Here is a 20,644-nt window from a genome sequence, read left to right as displayed (position 1 = left end):
TGGCGGCTTCATCTATGTCTCGCAAGCGCTGGCCGGCGAGCCGGTCGCAGCCGCGCAGACCGAGGACGGCGAATGGACACTCTCCTTCCATGCCCATCCGCTCGGCATCATCGACACCAGGCGTATGAAGCTTGTCCGCCGCAGCGCCGCGCCAACCAAACCGCTTGGCGCTGCGCCGGACGCATAGGGGAAGAGAAGTGTTACCTATGTATCCGGTTCATTCTGTTACCCATCTATCGGCTGGACAGCTGTCGTCCCCATTCGCCAATCTCCAGCGTTGCAGGAAGGAGCCGGCGTTGCGGCCAGCCCCTTTCGCCCCGTTTAAGGGGAGAAATGTCCGGCAGGCAGGTGAGGGGCGGCGCCGACGCTTTGGCTTGCTGCCTACCCCCTGCCCACAAACGGCATCTTGGTCGCCATCACCGTCATGAACAGCACATTGGCGTCGAGCGGCAGGCTGGCCATGTGGACGACGGCGTCGGCGACGCGCTGGACGTCCATCACCGCTTCGGCGGCGATCGAGCCGTTGGCCTGCGGCACGCCGACGGTCATCGCCTGCGCCATGTCGGTCAGCGCATTGCCGATGTCGATCTGGCCGCAGGCGATGTCGTAGGGTCGCCCGTCGAGCGCCAGCGTCTTGGTCAGCCCTGTTATCGCGTGCTTGGTCGCGGTGTAGGGCACAGAGCCCGGCCGCGGCGCATAGGCCGAGACCGAGCCGTTGTTGATGATGCGGCCACCCATCGGCTTCTGTCTGCGCATGGCGCCGAAGGCGGCACGGGCACACAGGAACGATCCGGTGAGATTGACGCCGACAATGTCGTTCCAGACCTCGACCGGGATCTCGTCGATCGGTGTCGACTTGTAGCTCATGCCGGCATTGTTGAAGAGCAGGTCGACGCGCCCGAAAGCCGCCGCCACGGTCTCGAACAAATCTTCGACCTGGCCGGCCTTGCTGATGTCGCAGGCGACTGCCAGCGCCTTGGCATCCGTCTTGCCGGCTTCAGCGATCGCGGCGTCGAGCACCTGTTTGCGGCGGCCGCAGAACACGGTGTTCCAGCCTGCCTTGAGCAGCGCCGTGGCGACGCTCTTGCCGATGCCGGTGCCGGCGCCGGTGACGATGGCGGTTTTCTCTGTGAGGGCTGTCATGATTTTGCTCCTGCGCACCGCGCATCCCCGGCACAGATCGGGATGCATCCGAATGCACCGAGGCATCGCAAATGACGGGGATCATGGCAAGCCGAACAACCTGTGATCGGCTGAACAAAAAGGGCGGTCATTGGCGACCGCCCTGATCTGAACCGGGCTTGGGAGGAGGAAAAGCCGATCCGACTGCTAGAATCATGCGCTTCCTCGGTAAACGAGGCGTTAACGCTGTTTCCCGTCCGGACGCGCTGCCTCGGCCGCGCCGCCGCGTTGGCTACCAGCGCGGATTCGGCGCGGTCCCGGCCGGGACTGGCACCTTCGCCGCCGACACCGTCGCCTCGACATGGTCGACCAGCGCATCCGGCAGGCCGAGCCGGCCGGCGAGCAGGTCGAGATAGCCGCGTTCGGCGCGCGTATCGGGATCGATGGTCAGCCGCGACGCGGTGTAGAGCTCGAGCCTCTGCTCATCGGTCTTGGCGCCGGCGACCAGCGTGTCGAGATCGAGCGGGCTGTCCAACTCGGCCAACAGGAATTTTTCGGCATCGGAACCGACGCCGGCGAGCTTGAGCTTGCCGGCGATCTTTTCGCGTTCCTCGTCGTCGATATGACCATCGGCCTTGGCCGCCGAGATCATCGCCCGCACCAGGGTCAGCGTGAACTCGTCCTCGCCTTGCGGCGCCTGCGAAGGATGGAAGCCGGTGTCGGCGGGCGGCGGCAGCAATTCCGGCTGGCCGGCGGCCGGCGCCTGCTCGGGGGCATTGCCGGCCTTGTAGTTCTGGTAGGCCTTGTAGGCGAGACCGCCGATCGCGGCCAGTCCACCGAGCTTGATGGCGGTGCCCGTCACCTGGCGTCCCGTGCCGGTCCCAAGCAACACCGCGGCCAGCGCACCGGCGGCCAGCGGATTGTCCTTGGCCATCTGCACGGCCTGTCCTGCTTTGTCGCGGACGGTGCCGGTGGTGCCAGGAACCTGAGAGCCGAGCAGGTCGTCGAGAAGCTTCTTGGGGTCGAACATGTTGCCTCCAGAAAAGGGCCCGCGCCAAACGGGGGCGGGCGGGTTTTGGACGTTGCAGACGTAGGTCCCGCTTGTTGACATTACAATGAGGGACGGGCGCTTTGCCAGCGATGCGGCCTTTCGAAAAATCGGATTGCGGTGTGTCGAAATGGACGGGGGCTTGCGTTAGTGTCCCCGCCTTCTGACGAGGAGGAACTGTCGTGACGGAAGGATCAGAGCGTGAGCCGGCGCGCGATCCGCAGGATCTGGAGCGCCTGCTGATTGACCGGCAATGGGTGGGAGATATTGACGGCATGGTGGCGCTGTTCGAGCCGGACGCCGTGATCGACAGCGGCGAGGCAGAACTAATCTGTGGCCGCGAGGCGATCCGGGCGCTGTTTGCCGCGTTTACTGCGAGCGGGCGAAAATTCCAGCGCGGCGAACAGCGCCCCGCGGCGATCAACGGCGACCTGGCGCTGACCTCGACCCGGCTCCCCGATGGCACGGTGACTTCGGAGGTCGCACGCCGCCAGGCCGATGGCACATGGCTGTGAGTAATCGACCGCTATTCCGTCGCGTGGTGATGCAGCCAGGCCGTTGCCCCGACGCTAGCTGCCGATATGCTCCCTGCCCTGCGCTTGCGCCAGTTCGACCTGGCGCTGGCGCTCGGCGTAGCGGGCGCGGTCCTCGTCCGAGCGGGCATCATAGCAATGCGGGCATGAAACGCCGGTGGCATAGTGCGGCGACAGCCTTTCCTCCGGCGTCAGCGGATGCCGGCAGGCGCGGCACAGTTCAGCCTCGCCCTCGGCGAGACCATGCGAGACAGAGACCCGCTCGTCGAAGACGAAACACTCGCCTTGCCACAGGCTGTCTTCGGCCGGCACCTCTTCGAGATATCTCAGGATGCCGCCTTTGAGATGGAACACGTCTTCGAGGCCGAGCGACTTCACATAGGCCGTCGCCTTCTCGCAGCGAATGCCGCCGGTGCAGAACATCGCGACCTTGCGGCCATCGAGCTCGTCGCGATGCTTTTCGACCCAGGCCGGGAATTCGCGAAAGCTCGACGTGTGCGGATCGATGGCGCGCTTAAAAGTGCCGATCGACACTTCGTAAGCGTTGCGGGTGTCGATGACGATGGTGCCGGGGTCCGAGATCAGCGCGTTCCAGTCGGCCGGCGCGACATAGGTGCCCGCACCCGTCACCGGGTCGAGATCCTCGACGCCCATGCTGACGATCTCGCGCTTCAGCCGCACCTTCATACGATGGAACGGCATTTCGGCGGCGCTGCTGTATTTAACCTCGAGATCGGCAAGGCCTTCGATAGCCTCAAGATAATCGATCAGATCGGCGATATCGGTCTCGCTCCCGGCAACCGTGCCGTTGATGCCTTCCTGCGCCAGGAGCAGCGTGCCCTTGATGCCGCGGCCGCAGCAGAAGGCGGCGAGCGGCGTCCGCAAGGCCCGCAGCACCTCGAAGTCCCCCAGCCTCGCAAATTTATAGAGCGCGGCGACGTGCACGGGTTCATGGTTGGACAGTGTCATCGCCAAGCCACTAAACCGTGGTCAAAGCGGATTCAAGGCAGCGCCAACGAAAGCTTCTTGTCGGCAATCGCCCTCGGGCGCGGCGCCGGCAGATGTGACATCGCGGCAGGCCGGGTTTCGTGGACTCGGAATCTGCCTTCTGCTAATCGGTTGAAATCATCCCCAGGAGAGACAAGCCAATGCCCAGCAAGACCGAAAAGCTCCTGTCGCTGCTCAACGGCCAGCCGGTCATCCCGGTGTTGAAGATCGTCAATGTCGCAGACGCCGTGCCGCTCGCCCGGGCCCTCGCCGCCGGCGGCCTGCCGGCAATCGAGATCACGCTGAGAACCGCCGACGCCCTGGAAGCGATCCGCCGCGTCGCCGGTGAGGTCGAGGGCGCCATTGTCGGCTCCGGCACCATTCTGGATAGCAAGCAATTCGACGAGGCAGCAGCCGCCGGCTCGAAATTCATCGTCAGCCCCGGCATCACGCGCGAACTGCTCGCGGCAGCCAAGGACAGCGACGTTCCCCTGCTGCCTGGCGCCATCACGCCCGGCGAGATCATGGCCGCCCGCGAGGCCGGCCTGCGCTTCCTGAAATTCTTCCCGGCCGAACAGTCCGGCGGCATCGCCTCGCTGAAGGCTTTCGCCTCGCCACTGGCCGATGTGAAGTTCTGCCCGACCGGCGGCATTTCGGCCAAGAACGCCGCCGACTATCTCAGCCTGCCCAATGTCATCTGCGTCGGTGGTTCCTGGGTGGCGCCGGACGAGCTGGTCAAGGCCGGCAAGTGGGACGAGATCGAGGCGCTCGCACGGGCCGCCAGCAAGCTCGGTAAGTAGCCTCCGCAAGCACAAAAACCCGGCCGGCTTGCGCCGGCCCTCACAAGAAGTTCAGCCGCGCGTGATCGGCCGGGCTGACCTGGCATGACTGCCCTGTGATCGTAGATCGAGAGAGTTGGTTCCCGCTCATGGGCTCGAACCACGATTCACGCCTTCAAAGGGCGCTGTCCTACCATTAGACGAAGCGGGAATGCAGGCTGGTGGTTAGCATTCCGGGACGCTGGAAGCCAGTGCTGGAGATTCGCCAAAAACAAAAAACCGCGCGGGCTTCCCAGCGCGGCTTCGATGTTTACCCGGTCGAGGACCTTACTTCGTCTGGAAGCGGGCGACCGAAAGGAATTTCACGGCATTGCCGGTGAAGCGGTTGGCATCGGCCATCTGGTTGTCGGCCTGGAAGCCTGCGGTGTAGACCTCGCTCGGCGGCGTATGCACGATGTTGTAGGCATAGCGCGGCGCAGTCGTCGGGCTGGAAACGGTGGCAATGTTGTCGCCGCTGCTCAGTGCCCAGCGCGCCGCCTGCGGTTCGGCCGCCACCACCACGGCCTTCGGGCCGGGCTTCAGGTCGCGGGCCGAGGCCCGGGCTTCCTTGCGCGTAGTCTTCACGCCGGCGCCGATCACGGAGGCGGGATCGGTACCGGCGGGACGGGCAGCAATCGCGCTGCGCGGCGTTGCGGCATCGACGCCTGACGGATCGTTGAACGCCGAGCGCGGCTCGAGCGAGGCAACCTGATAGTCGTCGGTAGCACTGGCGGCATCGGCGGCACTGGCCTGTTCGAGAACGGCCTTGACCTCATCCGGACGCTGCGACGGCAGCACCGAGAAGGCATCCGTTGCGGTCTGCTTGTGCGCGGCCGTATCGGCCAGCGCCAGCAGCACGCCCTTGTCCTGAGGCGCAAGCTCAGCCGGCGGCGAAGAGCGGTCGGGACGCCAGGTCGGCAACGGGACGTTGACGGCGACCTGCGCCGGAGTGGCAGCCGCTTGGTCGGCACTGCTCACATCGGCCATGCCGAACGGCACATTGGCAGGCGCCTGCGCTGTCGCCACTGTCTGTTCGGTGGTGGCGTCGGCCATGCCGAACGGTACCGTCTCAGGCTGCTGCGCGCCGACATCGGCTTTCGGCCGCGGCGCGAAATCCGGCAGCGGCACTTCCTTGGCCGGCAGCGCCGCGATGATCGTCTCTGGTGTATCCTGCTGCGGCTCGGAATCGTCCGCGCTGTCGTCGGCAAGCTGCGGAATATTGGCGCGCTTCGCATTCTGCGGCGACACGATCGCGATGCCGGGCAGGTTGCTGTTGTTGTTGCTCCTGGCAGCCAGGACCGGCTTCGCAGCCAGGACCGGCTTCACGCTTCTCGGCGACGGCGCGGCGGTCGCGACATCGGCGCTGTCGTCGGCTTCGTCTTCGCCGCCACCGCCAAAGAAAGCGGAAAGGAAGCCACCGGATTTCTTGGTGCTGCCGCCAGCGCTGGCCATCATGATGGCCGGGGAACCGGCGCCCTTGCGCGCCTTGTAGGCGGCGAGTGCCTGGTCATAGCCCGGCAGCGGCTTGCCGTCGCTCGGCACATGCAGCGTCTTGCCATTGGGGAACAGGCTGACCAGTTCCTGGCGGCTGATGCCGGGCCAATGGCGCACATTGCCGACGTCCATATGAACGAAGGGCGAGCCGGACGACGGATAATAGCCGACGCCGCCGCCCTGCATCTTGAGGCCGATGTTGCGCAGCTTCTTCAGCGGTACGCCCGGAATGTAGAAGTCCATCGCCTTGCCCAGCATGTGCTGGCTTTCCTTGGCGACGCCTCGGCTGCGGCTGCGCAGCATCGAGTTGGTCGCCGGCGAGCGATAGCCGCAGACGACCTGGATGTAGTCGGTGGCGCCGGCCTGCCGGTAGGCTTCCCACACCAGGTCGAGCAGGCGCGGGTCCATCTTGGTCGGTTCGTTGCGACGCCAGTCGCGCAGAATGATGTTGATCTTCCTGAGACCTTCCGGATCGTAGCGGCCATTGCGCTTGTAGACGATCTCGGCCTTTTCGTGCGTGTGGAGGTGATAGAGTTTCAGGGAGCGCGTTTCGGCGCTTGCGCCGGTCGCGGCTGCGGCAAGGAAACCAAACGCAACAATCACCGCTGCCAGCCATCTCGGCCAGACGCCAATGTGATAGTGCCGCCCGTTGCTGTGTCGTTCGACTTTGTTCAAATCAAAAGGCCTTGCAGGCTGCCGTTTGTCCCCGGATTTGCCCAAACGGATGCGTGGTTCTCACATCCGAATATCGATCCTAATGGTTAATCATCGCTTATTGAAGCCGAAATGCGGTAACACCGTGGCGACATCCCGTCAAAAATAATACACAGGATTTCTTGGTAAACTGCTGGTTTAGATCAAGATTCAGCCTTTTCCCGCTACACGATCTGTTACTGTTAGCCTTAATGCGTGAACAGCGCCGTTCCGCATCGCCATATTCCTGCCCCAACCCCTTATGCAGCGCTAGATATCGCCTTGCAAGCTGGTCCCGGCCTTGCGCCAACAAGCTGTGGAATTCGGGTTTCCAATGCATGTCGCTCAAAAGTGGTCCCGGTTTTGAGACAACGACATGCATAATGCAAAGACCTAAAGCGCGTCGCCTGATTCCGTTCAAGCGCGACGCGCTTTAGGATGCAAGACGGTCGAGGCGGCCGGTTTCCGGGTCGATGCCGTATTCTTTAAGCTTGCGGTAGAGCGTCGAGCGGCCGATGCCGAGTCGGCGGGCGACTTCGCTCATCTGGCCGTTATAGTGGTCGATGGCGAGCTTGATCATTTCGAGCTCGACATCGGCCAGCGCGCGCACATTGCCGCGCTCGTCCAACGCCCTCAGCGTGCCGAAACGCTGAAGCAGCCTGGCCGGAGGTTCGATCTCGGCCGCGACGGGACCGACGCCATCAGTCTGGGCGCTATCGCCTTGCGATTCGTTGCTCCAGATCATGACGGGGTCCGACAGGGACGCGTCGGTATCGAGATTGACGGTGCCCTCGACTTGTGCCCGGATCTGCGGGAATTCGTCTGCTGTCAGCACGTCGCCCTCGGCAAGCACCGAGGCCCGGAACACGGCGTTTTCCAGCTGCCTGATGTTTCCCGGCCAGTCATAGGCCTGCAGCATGGCCAATGCGGCTTCCGAAATGCCGTGCAGGCGATGGCCCGCCGGCGCCACCTTGTCCATGAAATGCTTGACCAGATAGGGGATGTCGTCGCGCCGATCGCGCAGCGGCGGCACGAAGATCGGGTAGACGTTCAGCCGATAGAACAAATCCTCGCGGAACTTGCCGTCCTTGACCTGCTGCAAAAGGTTGCGGTGCGTGGCCGAGATCAACCTGATGTCGACCCTGACCGTGGCGCGACCGCCGACCGGATCGACCTCGCCATCCTGTACCGCACGCAACAGCTTGACCTGCACCTCGAGCGGTAGGTCGCCGATTTCGTCCAGGAACAACGTGCCTGAATGCGCCTCGACGAACTTGCCGGTGTGTTTGTCGGTGGCCCCGGTGAACGACCCCTTCTCGTGGCCGAACAGGATCGATTCGACCAGATTGTCGGGGATGGCGCCGCAATTGACGGTGACGAAGGGTTTTGAACGACGATCACCGGTGCCCTGGATGGCGCGCGCCACAAGTTCCTTGCCGACGCCCGATTCGCCCTCGATCAGGATCGGGATGTTGGAGGCCGCCGCCTTCTGGCCGAGGCGGATCACCCGGTCCATCGCCGGGCTGTGCGTGATCATGTCCTTGAAGGTCAGGTGGCCGCCGCGCCGCCGCGACGTGCGCTTGACCTCATCCTCGACCGCCTCGACCTTGAGCGCGTTGCCGATCGCGGTCTGCAGCCGGTCGGGGGATGCCGGCTTGACGACAAAATCGAAAGCGCCATGGCGCATCGCCGAAACCACGGTCTCGATGCCGCCCTGTGCGGTCTGCACGATGACGGGAACCGTGATGCCGCGTTCGCGCATCGCCTTCAGCACGCCGATGCCGTCGAGGCCGGGCATGACAAGGTCAAGGATGACCGCCGACACATCGCGCGCGCCGGATCCGTCGAGAGCTTCGAGGCCTGCCTCGCCGCCATCGGCGACGATGGCACTGTGGCCGAATTTCGTCACCGCCGCCTCGAGCAGCCTGCGCTGCACGGGATCGTCATCGACTATGAGAATGGAACCTGTCATGACTGATTTGAGTTGCCTGCCTGGGAAATCCCCATGGATCATCCTGGCACAGGGTTCTAAACAAGGTTTCAAAAAACCCGGTGAATGAATTCCTTAGGATTTGACCGGCTTGCCCTTTCCCCTTGATTCCAGAAGGTAATTGTTGATGCGCAGGATTCTCGGTCGGCAGCTTGCGGCGGCAGCGTCCGGTCAGGGCGCGGCGGAGCTCGGCGACCTGCCGGAATGGAATCTCGCCGATCTCTATTCCGGCATGGAAGCGCCCGAGCTGAAGCGCGACATCGCCAAGGCGGCGGCCGATGCCGTCGCCTTCGAGAACCGCTGGAAGGGCACGCTGGCCGCGGAGGCCGAGCGCGGCAGCGCCGGCAAGCTCGGCGAGGCGCTGAGCGCCTATGAGGCGCTGGAGGAGCTGATCGGCCGCATCGTCTCCTATGCCGGCCTGATCTATGCCGGCAACACCGCCGATCCGCAGCGCGCCAAGCTCTATGGCGACATCCAGGAGAAGATGACCGACGCCAGCGCGCATCTGTTGTTTTTTGCGCTGGAGCTGAACCTGATCGACGACAAGGCGCTCGAAGCAGCCCTTGCCGCCGATGCCGGCTTTGCCCACTACCGGCCCTGGGTGCTCGATCTCAGAATGGACAAGCCATACCAGCTCGAGGACCGGGTCGAGCAGCTTTTCCATGAAAAGTCGATCACCGGGCGCGGCGCCTGGAACCGCCTGTTCGATGAGACGATGACCGATCTGCGCTTCGACATAGACGACGAGGAGTTGACGCTGGAGCCGGCGCTGAACCGCCTGCAGGACGCCGATGGCGAAGTCCGCCGCCGCGCCGCCGAGGCGCTGGCCGCCACCTTCCGCAAGAGCCTGCGCACCTTCACGCTCATCACCAACACGCTGGCCAAGGACAAGGAGATTTCCGACCGCTGGCGCGGCTTCGAGGACATCGCCGATTCACGCCACCTCGCCAACCGTGTCGAGCGCAGCGTGGTCGATGCGCTGGCCTCCGCCGTGCGCGAGGCCTATCCGCGCCTGTCGCACCGCTACTACGCCATGAAAGCGCGCTGGCTCGGCATGGAGGTGATGAACCACTGGGATCGCAACGCCCCCTTGCCAGAAACCCCGCAAGCGGTGATCCGCTGGGACGATGCCAGGAACACGGTGCTATCGGCCTATCAGCGCTTTTCCCCCGACATGGCGGAGATCGCCCGCGTCTTCTTCGACCGCAACTGGATCGACGCGCCGGTCAGGCCCGGCAAGTCGCCCGGCGCCTTTGCCCATCCGACCGTGCCTTCGGCGCACCCTTACGTGCTGCTCAACTACATGGGCAAGCCGCGCGATGTGATGACGCTGGCGCATGAGCTCGGCCACGGCGTGCACCAGGTGCTGGCCGGCGGCCAGGGTGCGCTGATGGCCTCGACGCCGCTGACTTTGGCCGAAACAGCATCCGTCTTCGGTGAGATGCTGACCTTCCGTTCGCTGCTCGACCAGACCACCGACAAGCGCGAGCGCAAGGCCATGCTCGCCCAGAAGGTCGAGGACATGATCAACACGGTCGTGCGCCAGATCGCCTTCTATGAGTTCGAGCGCAAGGTGCATGCCGAGCGCAAGAACGGCGAACTGACTTCCGACAAGCTTGGCCAGTTCTGGCTCGAGGTACAAGCCGAGAGCCTGGGGCCGGCGATCAAGCTGCGCGAGGGCTATGAGGTCTTCTGGACCTACATCCCGCACTTCATCCATTCGCCCTTCTACGTCTACGCCTATGCCTTCGGCGACTGCCTGGTGAACTCGCTCTACGCGGTCTACCAGAATGCCGAGCACGGCTTCCAGGACAAGTATTTCGAGATGCTGCGTGCCGGTGGCACCAAGCATCACTCCGAACTCCTCGCTCCCTTCGGCCTCGACGCCACCGACCCCGCCTTCTGGCAGATCGGCCTTGGCGTGATCGGCGGCCTGATCGACGAGTTGGAAGCGCTCGACAGTTGATGCTACGGAGCCGTTGAACCGGTGGCGCAGAGCAACAGGTTCGGCGGCGCCGGTCTCGACTTTGCGAAATCACAGAACAGTTTAGCCGGAATGCATGTGACGACAGCTCTGTTCTTGTTCTAAATATCTGTTCTTGAAGAACTCTCGGGCCAAATTTTCCGTTAGCTTTCCAGAATCCGTATGATAGCCTTTCCGGCGGAAGCTCAGCCGGGCACGCGGCTTAGGCCGGACAGCATCCCGGCCCATGGCAGCGGTCCGGCGAATGCGACAGCGACGGTTGGCAATGGGCGGGAAAGCCGAAAGCCGGCAATCGACGACAGACCGGCTGTTCCCTGAACCGCCGAACCACCAATGGATGATCCGATCTGCCAAGGTCATGACTTGAGACGGCGGCGGACGGATCCGACTGGAGAGAGACGATGACCTTCTTCTACATTGTCCTGGCGTTCCTTGTAGGTGTGTTGGTTGGCTGGTTTATCTGGGGCCGGCTGCGCGGTGAGCTTGACAGCCTGCGCGGCGACCTCGACCGCACCCGCGGCGAGCGCGATAGGCTGCGCGCCGATTCCGATCGTCTGACCGGCGAACTCGACGCCTGCGGCAAGACCCGCGCCGATCTCGAACGCCGGCTGCGTGAAACGTCTACTCCATCGGCCAAACCTTCCAGCCCGGCGCCGGCCGCATTGGTCTCGACACCCGCAACGGCCAAGTCAGCTCCGGCGGCGAAGCCGGCCGCGCCCGCGAAACCCGCCGCGGCAAAGCCTGCCGCCGCCAAGCCAGTTGCGGCCAAATCCGCCGCCAAACCGGCTGCCAGCAAACCTGCGGCTGCCAAGGCGAGCGCCGCTCCGAAGCCCGCCGCTTCAAAGCCGGCTGCAGCCCCGAAGAAGGCTGGACCGACAGCTGCGAAGGCCGACAATCTGCGCCGCCTGATCGGCATCGGACCGGTCAACGACAAACTGCTCAAGGGCCTTGGCGTCACGACCTACGCCCAGATCGCCGCCTGGACGGCGGCCGACGTCAAGCGCATCGAGGACACGCTGAATTTCGACGGCCGCATCGCGCGCGAAAAGTGGATCGAACAGGCCAAGCTGCTTGCCGCCGGCGACGAGAAAGAATTCGCGCGCCAGTTCCCGACCGCCGGGACCGCCAACAACACCTGATCTGATCATCGGCAATAAGCCCGACAAAGCGGCGCCTTCGGGCGCCGCCTTTGTTTTCGCAAGTGCCACCGTCTTTGCGCCCTGCGACGCCGCTCCCTCGATTGCACGCCGCCCGGCCCCCATATAGAGCGGTTCTGGCGTCATCGACCGCAGCATCCGAGCCCCATGCCCCTGCCCTCTGCCATCTTCCGCAACGATGAAAGCGGCCGTCAGCTGGTCTTCGACCGCCCGGCCGACATCATCGTCGCCTATGAGGCCAAGGATTTCCTGCCGGCTCTGGCGGCTGCGCAGGCGGCATCTGACGCCGGCAGATGGCTGGCCGGCTATTTCTCCTATGAAGCGGGTTATTTGCTCGAGCCGAAGCTGGTGCCGCTGCTGCCCGGGGGCCGGCGCGCGCCGTTGATCTGCCTCGGCGTCTTCGATGCTCCGCTGGAGCAGGCCGTGTCACAGAGCGGCGCGGCGACCAATGGTCCGATCTTCGATGCAAGAGCGTCATGGTCGCAGGAGCAATACGCTGACCGTTTCGCGCGCCTTCACGAGCACATCCGCAAGGGCGATTGCTACCAGGGCAATCTGACCTTTCCAGTCCACGCGCAGTGGTCCGGCGACCCGCTCGCCGCCTTCGACGCGCTGACCGGACGCCAGCCGGTCAAATACGGCGCGCTGATTTCGCTCGGCGATCCCATTGTTCTGTCTCGTTCGCCCGAACTGTTCTTCGAGATCGACACCGAAGGCATGATCGAAACCCATCCGATGAAGGGCACCGCGCCACGCGGCGCAACCAAGGCCGAGGACGCGCGGCTGAAGGCGTTCCTGCGCAATGACGAAAAGAACCAGGCCGAAAACCGGATGATCGTCGATCTCCTGCGCAACGACATCTCGCTGATCAGCGAGGTCGGCACGCTGGAGGTGCCGGAACTGTTTCGCATCGAGAGCTACCCGACCGTCCACCAGATGGTGAGCCGTGTGCGGGCGAAGCTGCTGCCCGATCTCGGCATCCGCCAGATCTTCGCCGCTCTGTTTCCCTGCGGCTCGATCACCGGCGCGCCAAAGATCCGCGCCATGGAAATCCTGCACGATCTGGAAGCCACGCCTCGTGACGTCTATTGTGGCGCCATCGGCTGGATCGCGCCCGGCGGCACGATGCGCTTTTCGGTGGCGATCCGCACCATCTCGCTCTTTTCCAGCGGCGAGGCCGTCTACTATGTCGGCGGCGGCGTCGTCTTCGATTCGACGGCCGAGGAGGAGTATCAGGAGTGTCTGCTGAAGGCGCGCTTCGCGACGGGAACACCGCCGACTTCGACCTGATCGAGACCATGCGCTGGCAGCCCGGCCAGGGCTTCCTGCGTTTCGAGCGCCACCTCGCGCGCCTCTACGGCTCGGCGGAAGAACTGGGCTTTGCCTGCGATCCGCAGCGGGTCGGCGAGGTGCTAATGAATGCGGTCGGAAGCCAGCAGACGGCACTGCGCACCCGTCTCGTTCTGCAGCGCGACGGCGAGGTGACCGCCTCGGTCCAGCCCTACGAGCCGCTCGCCGCAGACAAGGTCTGGCGGCTGCAATTGGCGCGGGTGCACCTCTCCTCCTCCGATACGCTGCTGCGCCACAAGACCAGCCGGCGGCAGGTCTACACCCATGCCCGCGCCGAATATTTGACCACTCGCGCCGACGAGGTGCTTCTGGCTAATGAACGGGGCGAAATCTGCGAAGGCACCATCACCAACGTCTTTGCCGATTTCGGCGATGGCGTGCTGATGACCCCCCGGCTCGACTGCGGCCTGCTGCCTGGCGTATTGCGTGCGGAACTGCTGGATGAAGGCCGCGCCAGCGAAGCGATCTACGGCTATGACGAGTTGAAGTCGGCCAAGGCAATTTTCGTAGGCAATTCCCTGCGCGGATTGATCCCGGCAACATTGGGCTGACCGAAGCCATCGGGAGAGAAAAATGTTCGTCGTTTCGCTGACCTACAAGGTGCCGCTGGCCGAGATCGACCGGCTGGCGCCCGCGCATATGGAGTGGCTCAAGGCCTGCTATGCGGAAGGCGTTTTTGTCGCTTCGGGACCAAAGAAACCACGAACTGGCGGTGTCATCATCGCACGCGGCCCTCGCGACGTGCTCGACGCCCGGCTGGCGGCAGATCCTTTCGCCAAAGCCGGCGCCGCCGACTATGATGTCACCGAATTCATGGCGAAAATGACCGCCGCCGCATTAGCCGCCTACAACGAAGCATGAGCGCTCGCCTGCCGACCCACACGCCCTATGACGGCTCATCGAAACTGTTCACTATCGGGCTGAAGCCACTCGAACCCGATAGATGGATTGAAGTGGACGAGCATCTGCTGCCTCATCTGGCCGAGAAACGCCGGCTTTATGCGCAAATCCCCGAAAAGGTTTTTGTTGAGGAGGCAGCCACCCGCGACGCCCAGCGCGAAGTGCGCGACCTCATCAAAGCCCATCTGCTGTCGACATTTCCTGAAACGTACCGGCAAACCGGTGCCGGCATCGAGGTCATCGGCGCCGAAGGCAACAGAGCCGATGTCTTCAGCAACGCCCCTCTGGTCGCAGCCTCGCTGCTCGTCCAGGAAGACCTGATCCTGATGCGCCGCGATGACAGCGGCTGGCGGCTCGCCGCCGGCTCGCTGTGCTTCCCATCATCCTGGTCACTGCTCGAAAAATTCGGGCTGCCGCTGCAGGAGATCCACGCACCGGTGCCGGGCTTCGGTCCAGGCACCAGGCCGGCCGAGCTCATCAACCGCATGTTCGACGGTCTGCAGGGCCAGGCCGTCGAACGCTTCAACTGGTCGATCCAGGCCGACGACGCGCTCTATCACCCGCTCTCCAATGTCGAGCGCATCGACCGTGCCACCAACCGCCCGTCGCGGTTTCCAGATGGCGACGTCAACGCCCACGCCTTCATCCGCGTCGAGCGCCAGACGCTGCGCAAACTGCCCATGTCGCGCGACATCCTGTTCACTATCCGCATCCATCTCGACCCGCTGGCCGTGTTGGCGCGGCACCCGGACCGGGCAACGCTTGCCGCCTCTTTCGCGGCGCAATTGCTGGCCCTGGATGAGGCTCAACTCGACTACAAGGGCATGACATCGGACCGCGACCGGCTCGCCGTCCTCCTTAACCACATGGCCAATGCTGCCTAGCGGGCGGTTGGCGCTTTTCACTGGTTTGTGACAATGATCTGTGATGTAGCGCATATCCACCGGGCAAAATGCCCGGTTTTTCGCGCGTGTTTTGCCCCAGTTTCCCCGGTTTTTTGAAGGAGTGCTCGATAAAATGGCGAATGAAAACTGGCCCGTTTACGGTGAAATCACCGGCCCTGTCGTGATGATCGGCTTCGGTTCGATCGGACGGGGAACGCTGCCTCTGATCGAGCGCCATTTCAAGTTCGACAAGTCGCGCATGACGGTCATCGACCCGCTCGACACCGATCGCAAGCTGCTCGACGAGCGCGGCATCGCCTTCGTCCAGGAGCACGTGACCGAGAAGAACTACAAGAAGCTGTTGACCCCGTTGCTGACCAATGGCGGCGGCCAGGGCTTTTGCGTCAATCTGTCGGTCGACACCGGCTCGGTCGACCTGATGCGGCTCTGCCGCAAGCTCGGCGTGCTCTACATCGACACCGTCGTCGAGCCGTGGCTCGGCTTCTACTTCGACACCACGGCCGACAATGCCAGCCGCACCAACTACGCGCTGCGCGAAGCCATGATCAAGGAAAAGCACGACAAGCCCGGCGGCGCGACCGCGGTTTCGACCTGCGGCGCCAACCCGGGCATGGTCTCTTGGTTCGTCAAGCAGGCGCTGCTGAACCTCGCCGGCGATCTCGGCCTCGAATTCTCCGAACCGGCGCAGGACGACCGCGACGGCTGGGCAAGGCTGATGAAGAAGGCCGGCGTCAAGGGCATCCACATCGCCGAGCGCGACACCCAGCGCACCAAGAAGCCCAAGCCGATGAACGTGTTCTGGAACACCTGGTCGGTCGAAGGCTTCATCTCGGAAGGGCTGCAGCCGGCCGAGCTCGGCTGGGGCACACATGAGAAATGGATGCCGAAGAACGGCAAGAAGCACAAGCATGGCTCCAAGGCGGCGATCTACCTGGAGCAGCCTGGCGCCAACACCCGCGTGCGTTCATGGTGCCCGACGCCGGGCGCGCAATACGGTTTCCTGGTGACGCATAACGAGGCGATTTCGATCTCGGACTTCTTCACCGTGCGCGGCAAAAAGGGCAAGGTGCACTACCGTCCGACCTGCCACTACGCCTATCACCCCTGCAATGACGCCGTGCTGTCGCTGCATGAAATGTTCGGCGCCGCAGGCAAGGCGCAGCCCGTGCATCATGTGCTTGACGAGAACGAGCTGGTCGACGGTGTCGACGAACTCGGCGTGCTGCTCTACGGCCACGACAAGAACGCCTATTGGTACGGCTCGCAGCTGTCGCTGGCTGAGGCACGCAAGCTGGCCCCTTACCAGAATGCCACCGGCATGCAGGTCACCTCGGCTGTTCTCGCCGGCATGGTCTGGGCGCTGGAAAACCCGGAGGCCGGCATCGTCGAAGCCGACGAGATGGACTACAAGCGCTGCCTGGAAGTGCAGTCCCAGTATCTCGGGCCGGTCAAGGGCTACTACACCGACTGGACGCCGCTCGATAACCGTCCGGGTCTGTTCCCGGAAGACCTCGACAAAAACGACCCGTGGCAATTCCGCAACATCCTCGTCCGATAGCGGTTCCATACCCCTGCCTCACTGCCTTGCAATCGCCCGGAAATCGGGCGATTGAAGGGATGCGGACGAGAGCAGTGTGCATCCATTTGGGCGCACGAGGGGCCGCTCTGGAAACTTGAGGCCACGCACATCGTGTTTCCCAAACGTCGTTTGGCGATTGGGCCGATGCGTCAGGAGAGGATTTCATATGACGATTGCGCGCAAAATTCTTTCGGCGGGCGCGGCGGGCGCTCTTGCGACGATGATTGCCGCCTGCACCACCGGCGGCTCCGACGGGCCACCGGTCGGATCGCAGCCACGCGGGGTGGAAGGGTCCTGGCTGAACGCCGAAGGCAAGGCGGTCTCGACATTGAGCGGCGGCGTCTTCACCACCGTTTCGGCAGAGACCGGCGAGAAGTTCGCTGATGGCAGCTACACCAAGACCGGGGCCACCTCGGTCGAGATCAACGGTACTTCGCTGATCCGGCAGCAGCCGATCGCGTTCAACTGCCTGCTGGTGTCGATCAACCAGCTGAATTGCACCAGCTCCGCCGGCCAGAACTTCGTGCTGACCAGGCGCAGCTGAGCCATCGCATACGGCCTTGCGAAAAGGCGGCGGCGCGATGCCGCCGCCTTTTTTATGCCGGCAAACCGATGCCGATTTCGTCCACCCTGATTCTTCTTGCATCGCCACAACCGCGATGTGAACATGCCGGAAAAGCTGGCTGTTATGCCCCGTTCACGCTGGGCGTTAAACGGCTCGACCACATCCATCCGGGAGACGAAGATGAAGAAGCTCGCTGCCATTGCCGCCCTTTCTGCCTCGACGCTTGGCCTGTCGGCCGCACCATCCTTTGCCGACTACACGCTGAACATCCTGCATTTCAACGATTGGCACAGCCGCATCGAAGGCAACAACAAATACGAGTCGACCTGCTCGGCCGAGGAGGAGACCAAGGGTGAATGCATCGGCGGCGCCGGCCGGCTGGTCACCGCGATCGCCCAGGAGCGCAAGAAGCTCGAAGGCCAGAACGTGCTGCTGCTCAATGCAGGCGACAGCTTCCAGGGATCGCTGTTCTACATCACCTACAAGGGCGCCGCGGAGGAGGAATTTCTCAATCAGATCAAGCCCGACGCGGTGACGCTCGGCAATCATGAGTTTGACGATGGCGAGAGCGCGCTGGTACCTTACCTCGACAAGGCACAGTTCCCGGTCGTCAGCGCCAATGTCCTGTCCAACGACAAGTCCGGCGCCGCGGGCAAGATCAAGCCGTCGATCGTCGTCGAGGTCGGCGGTCAGAAGATCGGCATCATCGGCGCCGTGACCAACGACACGCCAGAACTCGCCTCGCCCGGCCCCAACATCACCATCGCCGACGACGTCAAGTCGATCACCGCGGAGGTCGAGAAGCTGAAGGCGCAAGGCGTCAACAAGATCATCGCCGTCACCCATATCGGCTACCGGCGCGAGCGCGATGTCATTGCCAAGATCCCCGGCATCGACGTGGTCGTCGGCGGCCACAGCCATTCGCTTCTTTCCAACACCGACCCGAAGGCGGAAGGCCCCTATCCGACGATGGTCGACAACCCCGACGGCTCCAAGGTGCCGGTGGTGCAGGCGGCGTCCTATTCGAAATATCTCGGCGAGTTCAAGGTCGTGTTCGACGACAATGGCGTCGTCAAGGAAGCCAGCGGCGACCCGATCTTCCTCGACAAGTCGATTACCCCCGATCCGGCCGTGCTTGCCCGTATCAAGGAACTCGGCGCGCCGATCGAGGCGCTGAAGAACAAGGAAGTGGCCGAGACCACCGAGGCCATCGACGGCAGCCGCGAGAATTGCCGCACTAAGGAATGCGCGATGGGCAACCTCGTCTCCGACGCCATCCTCGACCGCGTCAAGGGACAGGGCGTCGAGATCGTCGTTTCCAATGGCGGCGGCCTGCGTGCCTCGATCGACAAGGGCACCGTGACCATGGGCGAGGTGCTGACCGTGCTGCCGTTCCAGAACACGCTGGCGACCTTCCAGATTTCCGGCAAGGATCTGGTTGCCGGGCTGGAAAACGGCGTCAGCCAGGTCGAGGACGGCGCCGGCCGCTTCCCGCAGGTGGCAGGTCTCAAATACGCCTTCGACAAGTCGGTCGCGCCCAATGCCGGCCGCGTCAAGTCGGTCGAGGTGATGGAAGGCGGCGCCTGGGCGCCAATCAATCCGGACAAGGACTATCTGGTCGCCACCAACAACTACGTCCGCCAGGGCGGCGACGGCTACAAGGTCTTCGCCGAGAAGGCCAAGAACGCCTATGATTACGGCCCCGGCCTGGAACAGGTGGTCGCCGACTATCTCGCCGCGCACCGGCCCTATACGCCGAAGCTCGACGGCCGCATCACCGAGGTCGCGGCAACCGTAGCGGCGGCTCCGGCCGCCGAGCCGGCCAAGCCAGCTGAACCGGCACCTGCTCCGGCTGAGCCGGCAAAACCGGCCGAGGCGGAGCCGGCGATGCCCGCGTTGCCGGCAGGCTCCGGCGACATATCCACCACCCCGCCAAGTGTGCCGGCGGAAACGGCCCCGGCAGCGCCTACCGAACCGGCCAAACCGGCTGAAACAGCCCCTGCTCCCGCAACGCCTGCCCCCGCCGAGCCGGCAAAGCCGGCCGAGGCCAGCCACGTCATCGTCGCCGGCGATACCTATTGGGACCTGGCCAAGAAGGCCTATGGCGACGGCACCAAATGGAAGGTGATCTCCGAGGCCAACAAGGGCTACGAGCCACGCCGGCTTCCCGTCGGCGCGACCCTGACCATACCGCCGAAGTAACTTCGCTTCGCGCATGCGACCAGCAAAACCCGTCCGGAAAAACGGGGGGTTTTGGCTTTCAGGGTAAGGTGCGGCCAGACGCAGCATTGAAAACGCGCGCCGCATCGCTAGTTTCGCCGCGACATCGTCGGTTTCGCGCGGTGTCGGGAGACCTTCCATGACGCTTTCCACGCCTGTCGACCCCAAAGCCGCGAAAGCGCTCGGCCCGTTGCCGGCGAGACATCCGCCGGTCAAGGCCGGCAAGATCGGCGTCATGCTGGTCAATCTCGGAACGCCCGACGGCACCGATTTCAAGCCGATGTGGCGCTACCTCCGTGAATTCCTGTCTGATCCGCGTGTCATCGAGCTCAACAAGGCGATCTGGTATCCGATCCTCTACGGCCTGGTGCTGACCACGAGGCCGAAGAAGTCCGGCGCCAACTATGCCAGGATCTGGAATCGCGAGAGGGACGAGTCACCGCTGCGCACCTACACCCGCGCCCAGAGCGAAAAACTGACCGAAGCACTGCGCGATCTCCCCAATGTCGCCGTCGACTGGGCGATGCGCTACGGCAATCCTTCGACCGCGAGCGTTGCCGAAAAGCTGGTCTCGCAGGGCTGCGACCGCATCCTTTCCTTTCCGCTCTATCCGCAATATTCGGCGACCACCACAGCGACCGCCAACGACCAGCTGTTTCGCGCGCTGATGAAGATGCGCCGCGCGCCTGCCGTGCGCAGTGTTCCGCCCTACTATGACGAGCCGGTCTACATCGAGGCGCTCGCCCTTTCGATCGAGCGGCATCTGGAAACGCTAGACTTCGAACCGGAGGTTGTCATCACCTCCTATCACGGCATCCCGAAGCCCTATTTCGAGAAGGGCGATCCCTATCACTGCCACTGCCAGAAGACGACGCGGCTGCTGCGCGAACGACTGGGGTGGGATGAAAAGAAACTGATCATCACCTTCCAGTCGCGCTTCGGCGCCCAGGAGTGGCTGCAGCCCTACACCGACAAAACGGTCGAGAAACTGGCCAAAGACGGCGTGAAATCCATCGCCATCGTCAATCCCGGCTTTTCCGTCGACTGCATCGAGACGCTGGACGAAATCGGCCGCGAGGCGGCCGAGACCTTCCACCACGCCGGCGGCGCGAAATTCGCCCACATCCCATGCCTCAACGACAGCGCAGAAGGCATGGCGGTGATCGAGGCGATGGTGCGGCGCGAACTGTCGGGCTGGGCCTGAGCCCGCTACGTTGTAGCGATCGATCGCCACTGTTGCGGTATTCTACGCACTAATAATCAGCGATCACCTGATTGTAACATTATTGAAACACACCT

17 protein-coding genes, 1 tRNA gene and 1 pseudogene are annotated in these 20,644 nt (G+C 63.7%); 13 read left to right on the top strand and 6 right to left on the bottom strand.

What is annotated here, in order from left to right; translation table 11 throughout:
- Window positions 1–187: pseudogene (locus AC1D1L_RS24650) on the top strand (integrase); the annotation flags it as partial.
- 194 nt (window positions 188–381) lie between these two features.
- On the opposite strand, the gene AC1D1L_RS24645 reads toward AC1D1L_RS24650, so the two are convergent.
- Entirely contained in the window at window positions 382–1,143 is a 762-nt protein-coding gene (locus AC1D1L_RS24645; protein WP_477344030.1) for an SDR family oxidoreductase, read from the bottom strand.
- Window positions 1,144–1,414: 271 nt separating this feature from the next.
- Entirely contained in the window at window positions 1,415–2,152 is a 738-nt protein-coding gene (locus tag AC1D1L_RS24640; protein ID WP_112559294.1) for a tellurite resistance TerB family protein, read from the bottom strand.
- A 200-nt stretch (window positions 2,153–2,352) separates the two neighbouring features.
- Between AC1D1L_RS24640 and AC1D1L_RS24635 the strand changes: the two genes are divergently transcribed.
- Complete coding sequence (locus tag AC1D1L_RS24635) at window positions 2,353–2,685, top strand: YybH family protein (RefSeq protein ID WP_477344029.1); 333 nt, start codon at window positions 2,353–2,355, stop codon at window positions 2,683–2,685.
- A gap of 54 nt (window positions 2,686–2,739) precedes the next feature.
- On the opposite strand, the gene trhO is transcribed toward AC1D1L_RS24635, so the two are convergent.
- Window positions 2,740–3,672 carry an oxygen-dependent tRNA uridine(34) hydroxylase TrhO gene (trhO, locus tag AC1D1L_RS24630; protein WP_477344028.1) on the bottom strand — a complete coding sequence of 311 codons (933 nt, stop codon included), beginning with the start codon at window positions 3,670–3,672 and terminating at the stop codon, window positions 2,740–2,742.
- Window positions 3,673–3,851: 179 nt separating this feature from the next.
- On the opposite strand from trhO, the gene AC1D1L_RS24625 reads away from it, so the two are divergent.
- Window positions 3,852–4,490 (top strand): 2-dehydro-3-deoxy-phosphogluconate aldolase, encoded by a 639-nt coding sequence (locus AC1D1L_RS24625; RefSeq protein ID WP_477344027.1) that lies wholly within the window; start codon window positions 3,852–3,854, stop codon window positions 4,488–4,490.
- A 116-nt stretch (window positions 4,491–4,606) separates the two neighbouring features.
- On the opposite strand, the gene AC1D1L_RS24620 is transcribed toward AC1D1L_RS24625, so the two are convergent.
- The 3 genes from AC1D1L_RS24620 to AC1D1L_RS24610 all read right to left on the bottom strand — a co-directional run bounded on the left by AC1D1L_RS24620 (window position 4,607) and on the right by AC1D1L_RS24610 (window position 8,667).
- Window positions 4,607–4,680, bottom strand: a tRNA-Gln gene (locus AC1D1L_RS24620).
- A gap of 116 nt (window positions 4,681–4,796) precedes the next feature.
- Window positions 4,797–6,635 (bottom strand): peptidoglycan L,D-endopeptidase MepK, encoded by a 1,839-nt coding sequence (mepK, locus tag AC1D1L_RS24615; RefSeq protein ID WP_477344033.1) that lies wholly within the window; start codon window positions 6,633–6,635, stop codon window positions 4,797–4,799.
- Window positions 6,636–7,128: 493 nt separating this feature from the next.
- Window positions 7,129–8,667, bottom strand: a complete 1,539-nt coding sequence (locus AC1D1L_RS24610) for a sigma-54-dependent transcriptional regulator (RefSeq protein ID WP_477344026.1) — start codon at window positions 8,665–8,667, stop codon at window positions 7,129–7,131.
- Between the two features lie 145 nt (window positions 8,668–8,812).
- Here AC1D1L_RS24610 and AC1D1L_RS24605 point away from each other — a divergent pair, with 145 nt between their 5' ends.
- The 10 genes from AC1D1L_RS24605 (at window position 8,813) to hemH (ending at window position 20,549) form a co-directional block, all read left to right on the top strand.
- Window positions 8,813–10,651 carry a M3 family oligoendopeptidase gene (locus AC1D1L_RS24605; protein WP_192254517.1) on the top strand — a complete coding sequence of 613 codons (1,839 nt, stop codon included), beginning with the start codon at window positions 8,813–8,815 and terminating at the stop codon, window positions 10,649–10,651.
- Window positions 10,652–11,070: 419 nt separating this feature from the next.
- Window positions 11,071–11,808 (top strand): proton-conducting membrane transporter, encoded by a 738-nt coding sequence (locus AC1D1L_RS24600; RefSeq protein WP_477344025.1) that lies wholly within the window; start codon window positions 11,071–11,073, stop codon window positions 11,806–11,808.
- Window positions 11,809–11,973: 165 nt separating this feature from the next.
- Window positions 11,974–13,116: an aminodeoxychorismate synthase component I gene (locus AC1D1L_RS24595; protein ID WP_477344023.1), complete on the top strand. Its 1,143-nt coding sequence runs from the start codon at window positions 11,974–11,976 to the stop codon at window positions 13,114–13,116.
- Window positions 13,065–13,727: an aminotransferase class IV family protein gene (locus tag AC1D1L_RS24590; protein WP_477344022.1), complete on the top strand. Its 663-nt coding sequence runs from the start codon at window positions 13,065–13,067 to the stop codon at window positions 13,725–13,727. The genes AC1D1L_RS24595 and AC1D1L_RS24590 overlap by 52 nt, the downstream gene beginning before the upstream one ends.
- A gap of 22 nt (window positions 13,728–13,749) precedes the next feature.
- Window positions 13,750–14,037 (top strand): YciI family protein, encoded by a 288-nt coding sequence (locus AC1D1L_RS24585; RefSeq protein ID WP_477344021.1) that lies wholly within the window; start codon window positions 13,750–13,752, stop codon window positions 14,035–14,037.
- Window positions 14,034–14,960 carry a heme-dependent oxidative N-demethylase family protein gene (locus AC1D1L_RS24580; RefSeq protein WP_477344019.1) on the top strand — a complete coding sequence of 309 codons (927 nt, stop codon included), beginning with the start codon at window positions 14,034–14,036 and terminating at the stop codon, window positions 14,958–14,960. Before AC1D1L_RS24585 ends, AC1D1L_RS24580 begins: the two co-directional genes overlap by 4 nt.
- Window positions 14,961–15,093: 133 nt before the next feature.
- Entirely contained in the window at window positions 15,094–16,539 is a 1,446-nt protein-coding gene (locus tag AC1D1L_RS24575; RefSeq protein WP_477344018.1) for a homospermidine synthase, read from the top strand.
- 187 nt (window positions 16,540–16,726) lie between these two features.
- Window positions 16,727–17,104 (top strand): Omp10 family outer membrane lipoprotein, encoded by a 378-nt coding sequence (locus AC1D1L_RS24570; RefSeq protein ID WP_477344017.1) that lies wholly within the window; start codon window positions 16,727–16,729, stop codon window positions 17,102–17,104.
- A 201-nt stretch (window positions 17,105–17,305) separates the two neighbouring features.
- Complete coding sequence (locus AC1D1L_RS24565) at window positions 17,306–19,327, top strand: 5'-nucleotidase C-terminal domain-containing protein (protein ID WP_477344015.1); 2,022 nt, start codon at window positions 17,306–17,308, stop codon at window positions 19,325–19,327.
- A 157-nt stretch (window positions 19,328–19,484) separates the two neighbouring features.
- Window positions 19,485–20,549, top strand: coding sequence for a ferrochelatase (gene hemH, locus AC1D1L_RS24560; RefSeq protein ID WP_477344014.1), 1,065 nt, complete (start codon window positions 19,485–19,487; stop codon window positions 20,547–20,549).
- The last annotated feature ends 95 nt before the right edge of the window (window positions 20,550–20,644 follow it).

It is taken from the genome of Mesorhizobium sp. P2_D6 (assembly GCF_056404315.1).
This window is presented reverse-complemented; position numbering and strand designations above follow the sequence as displayed.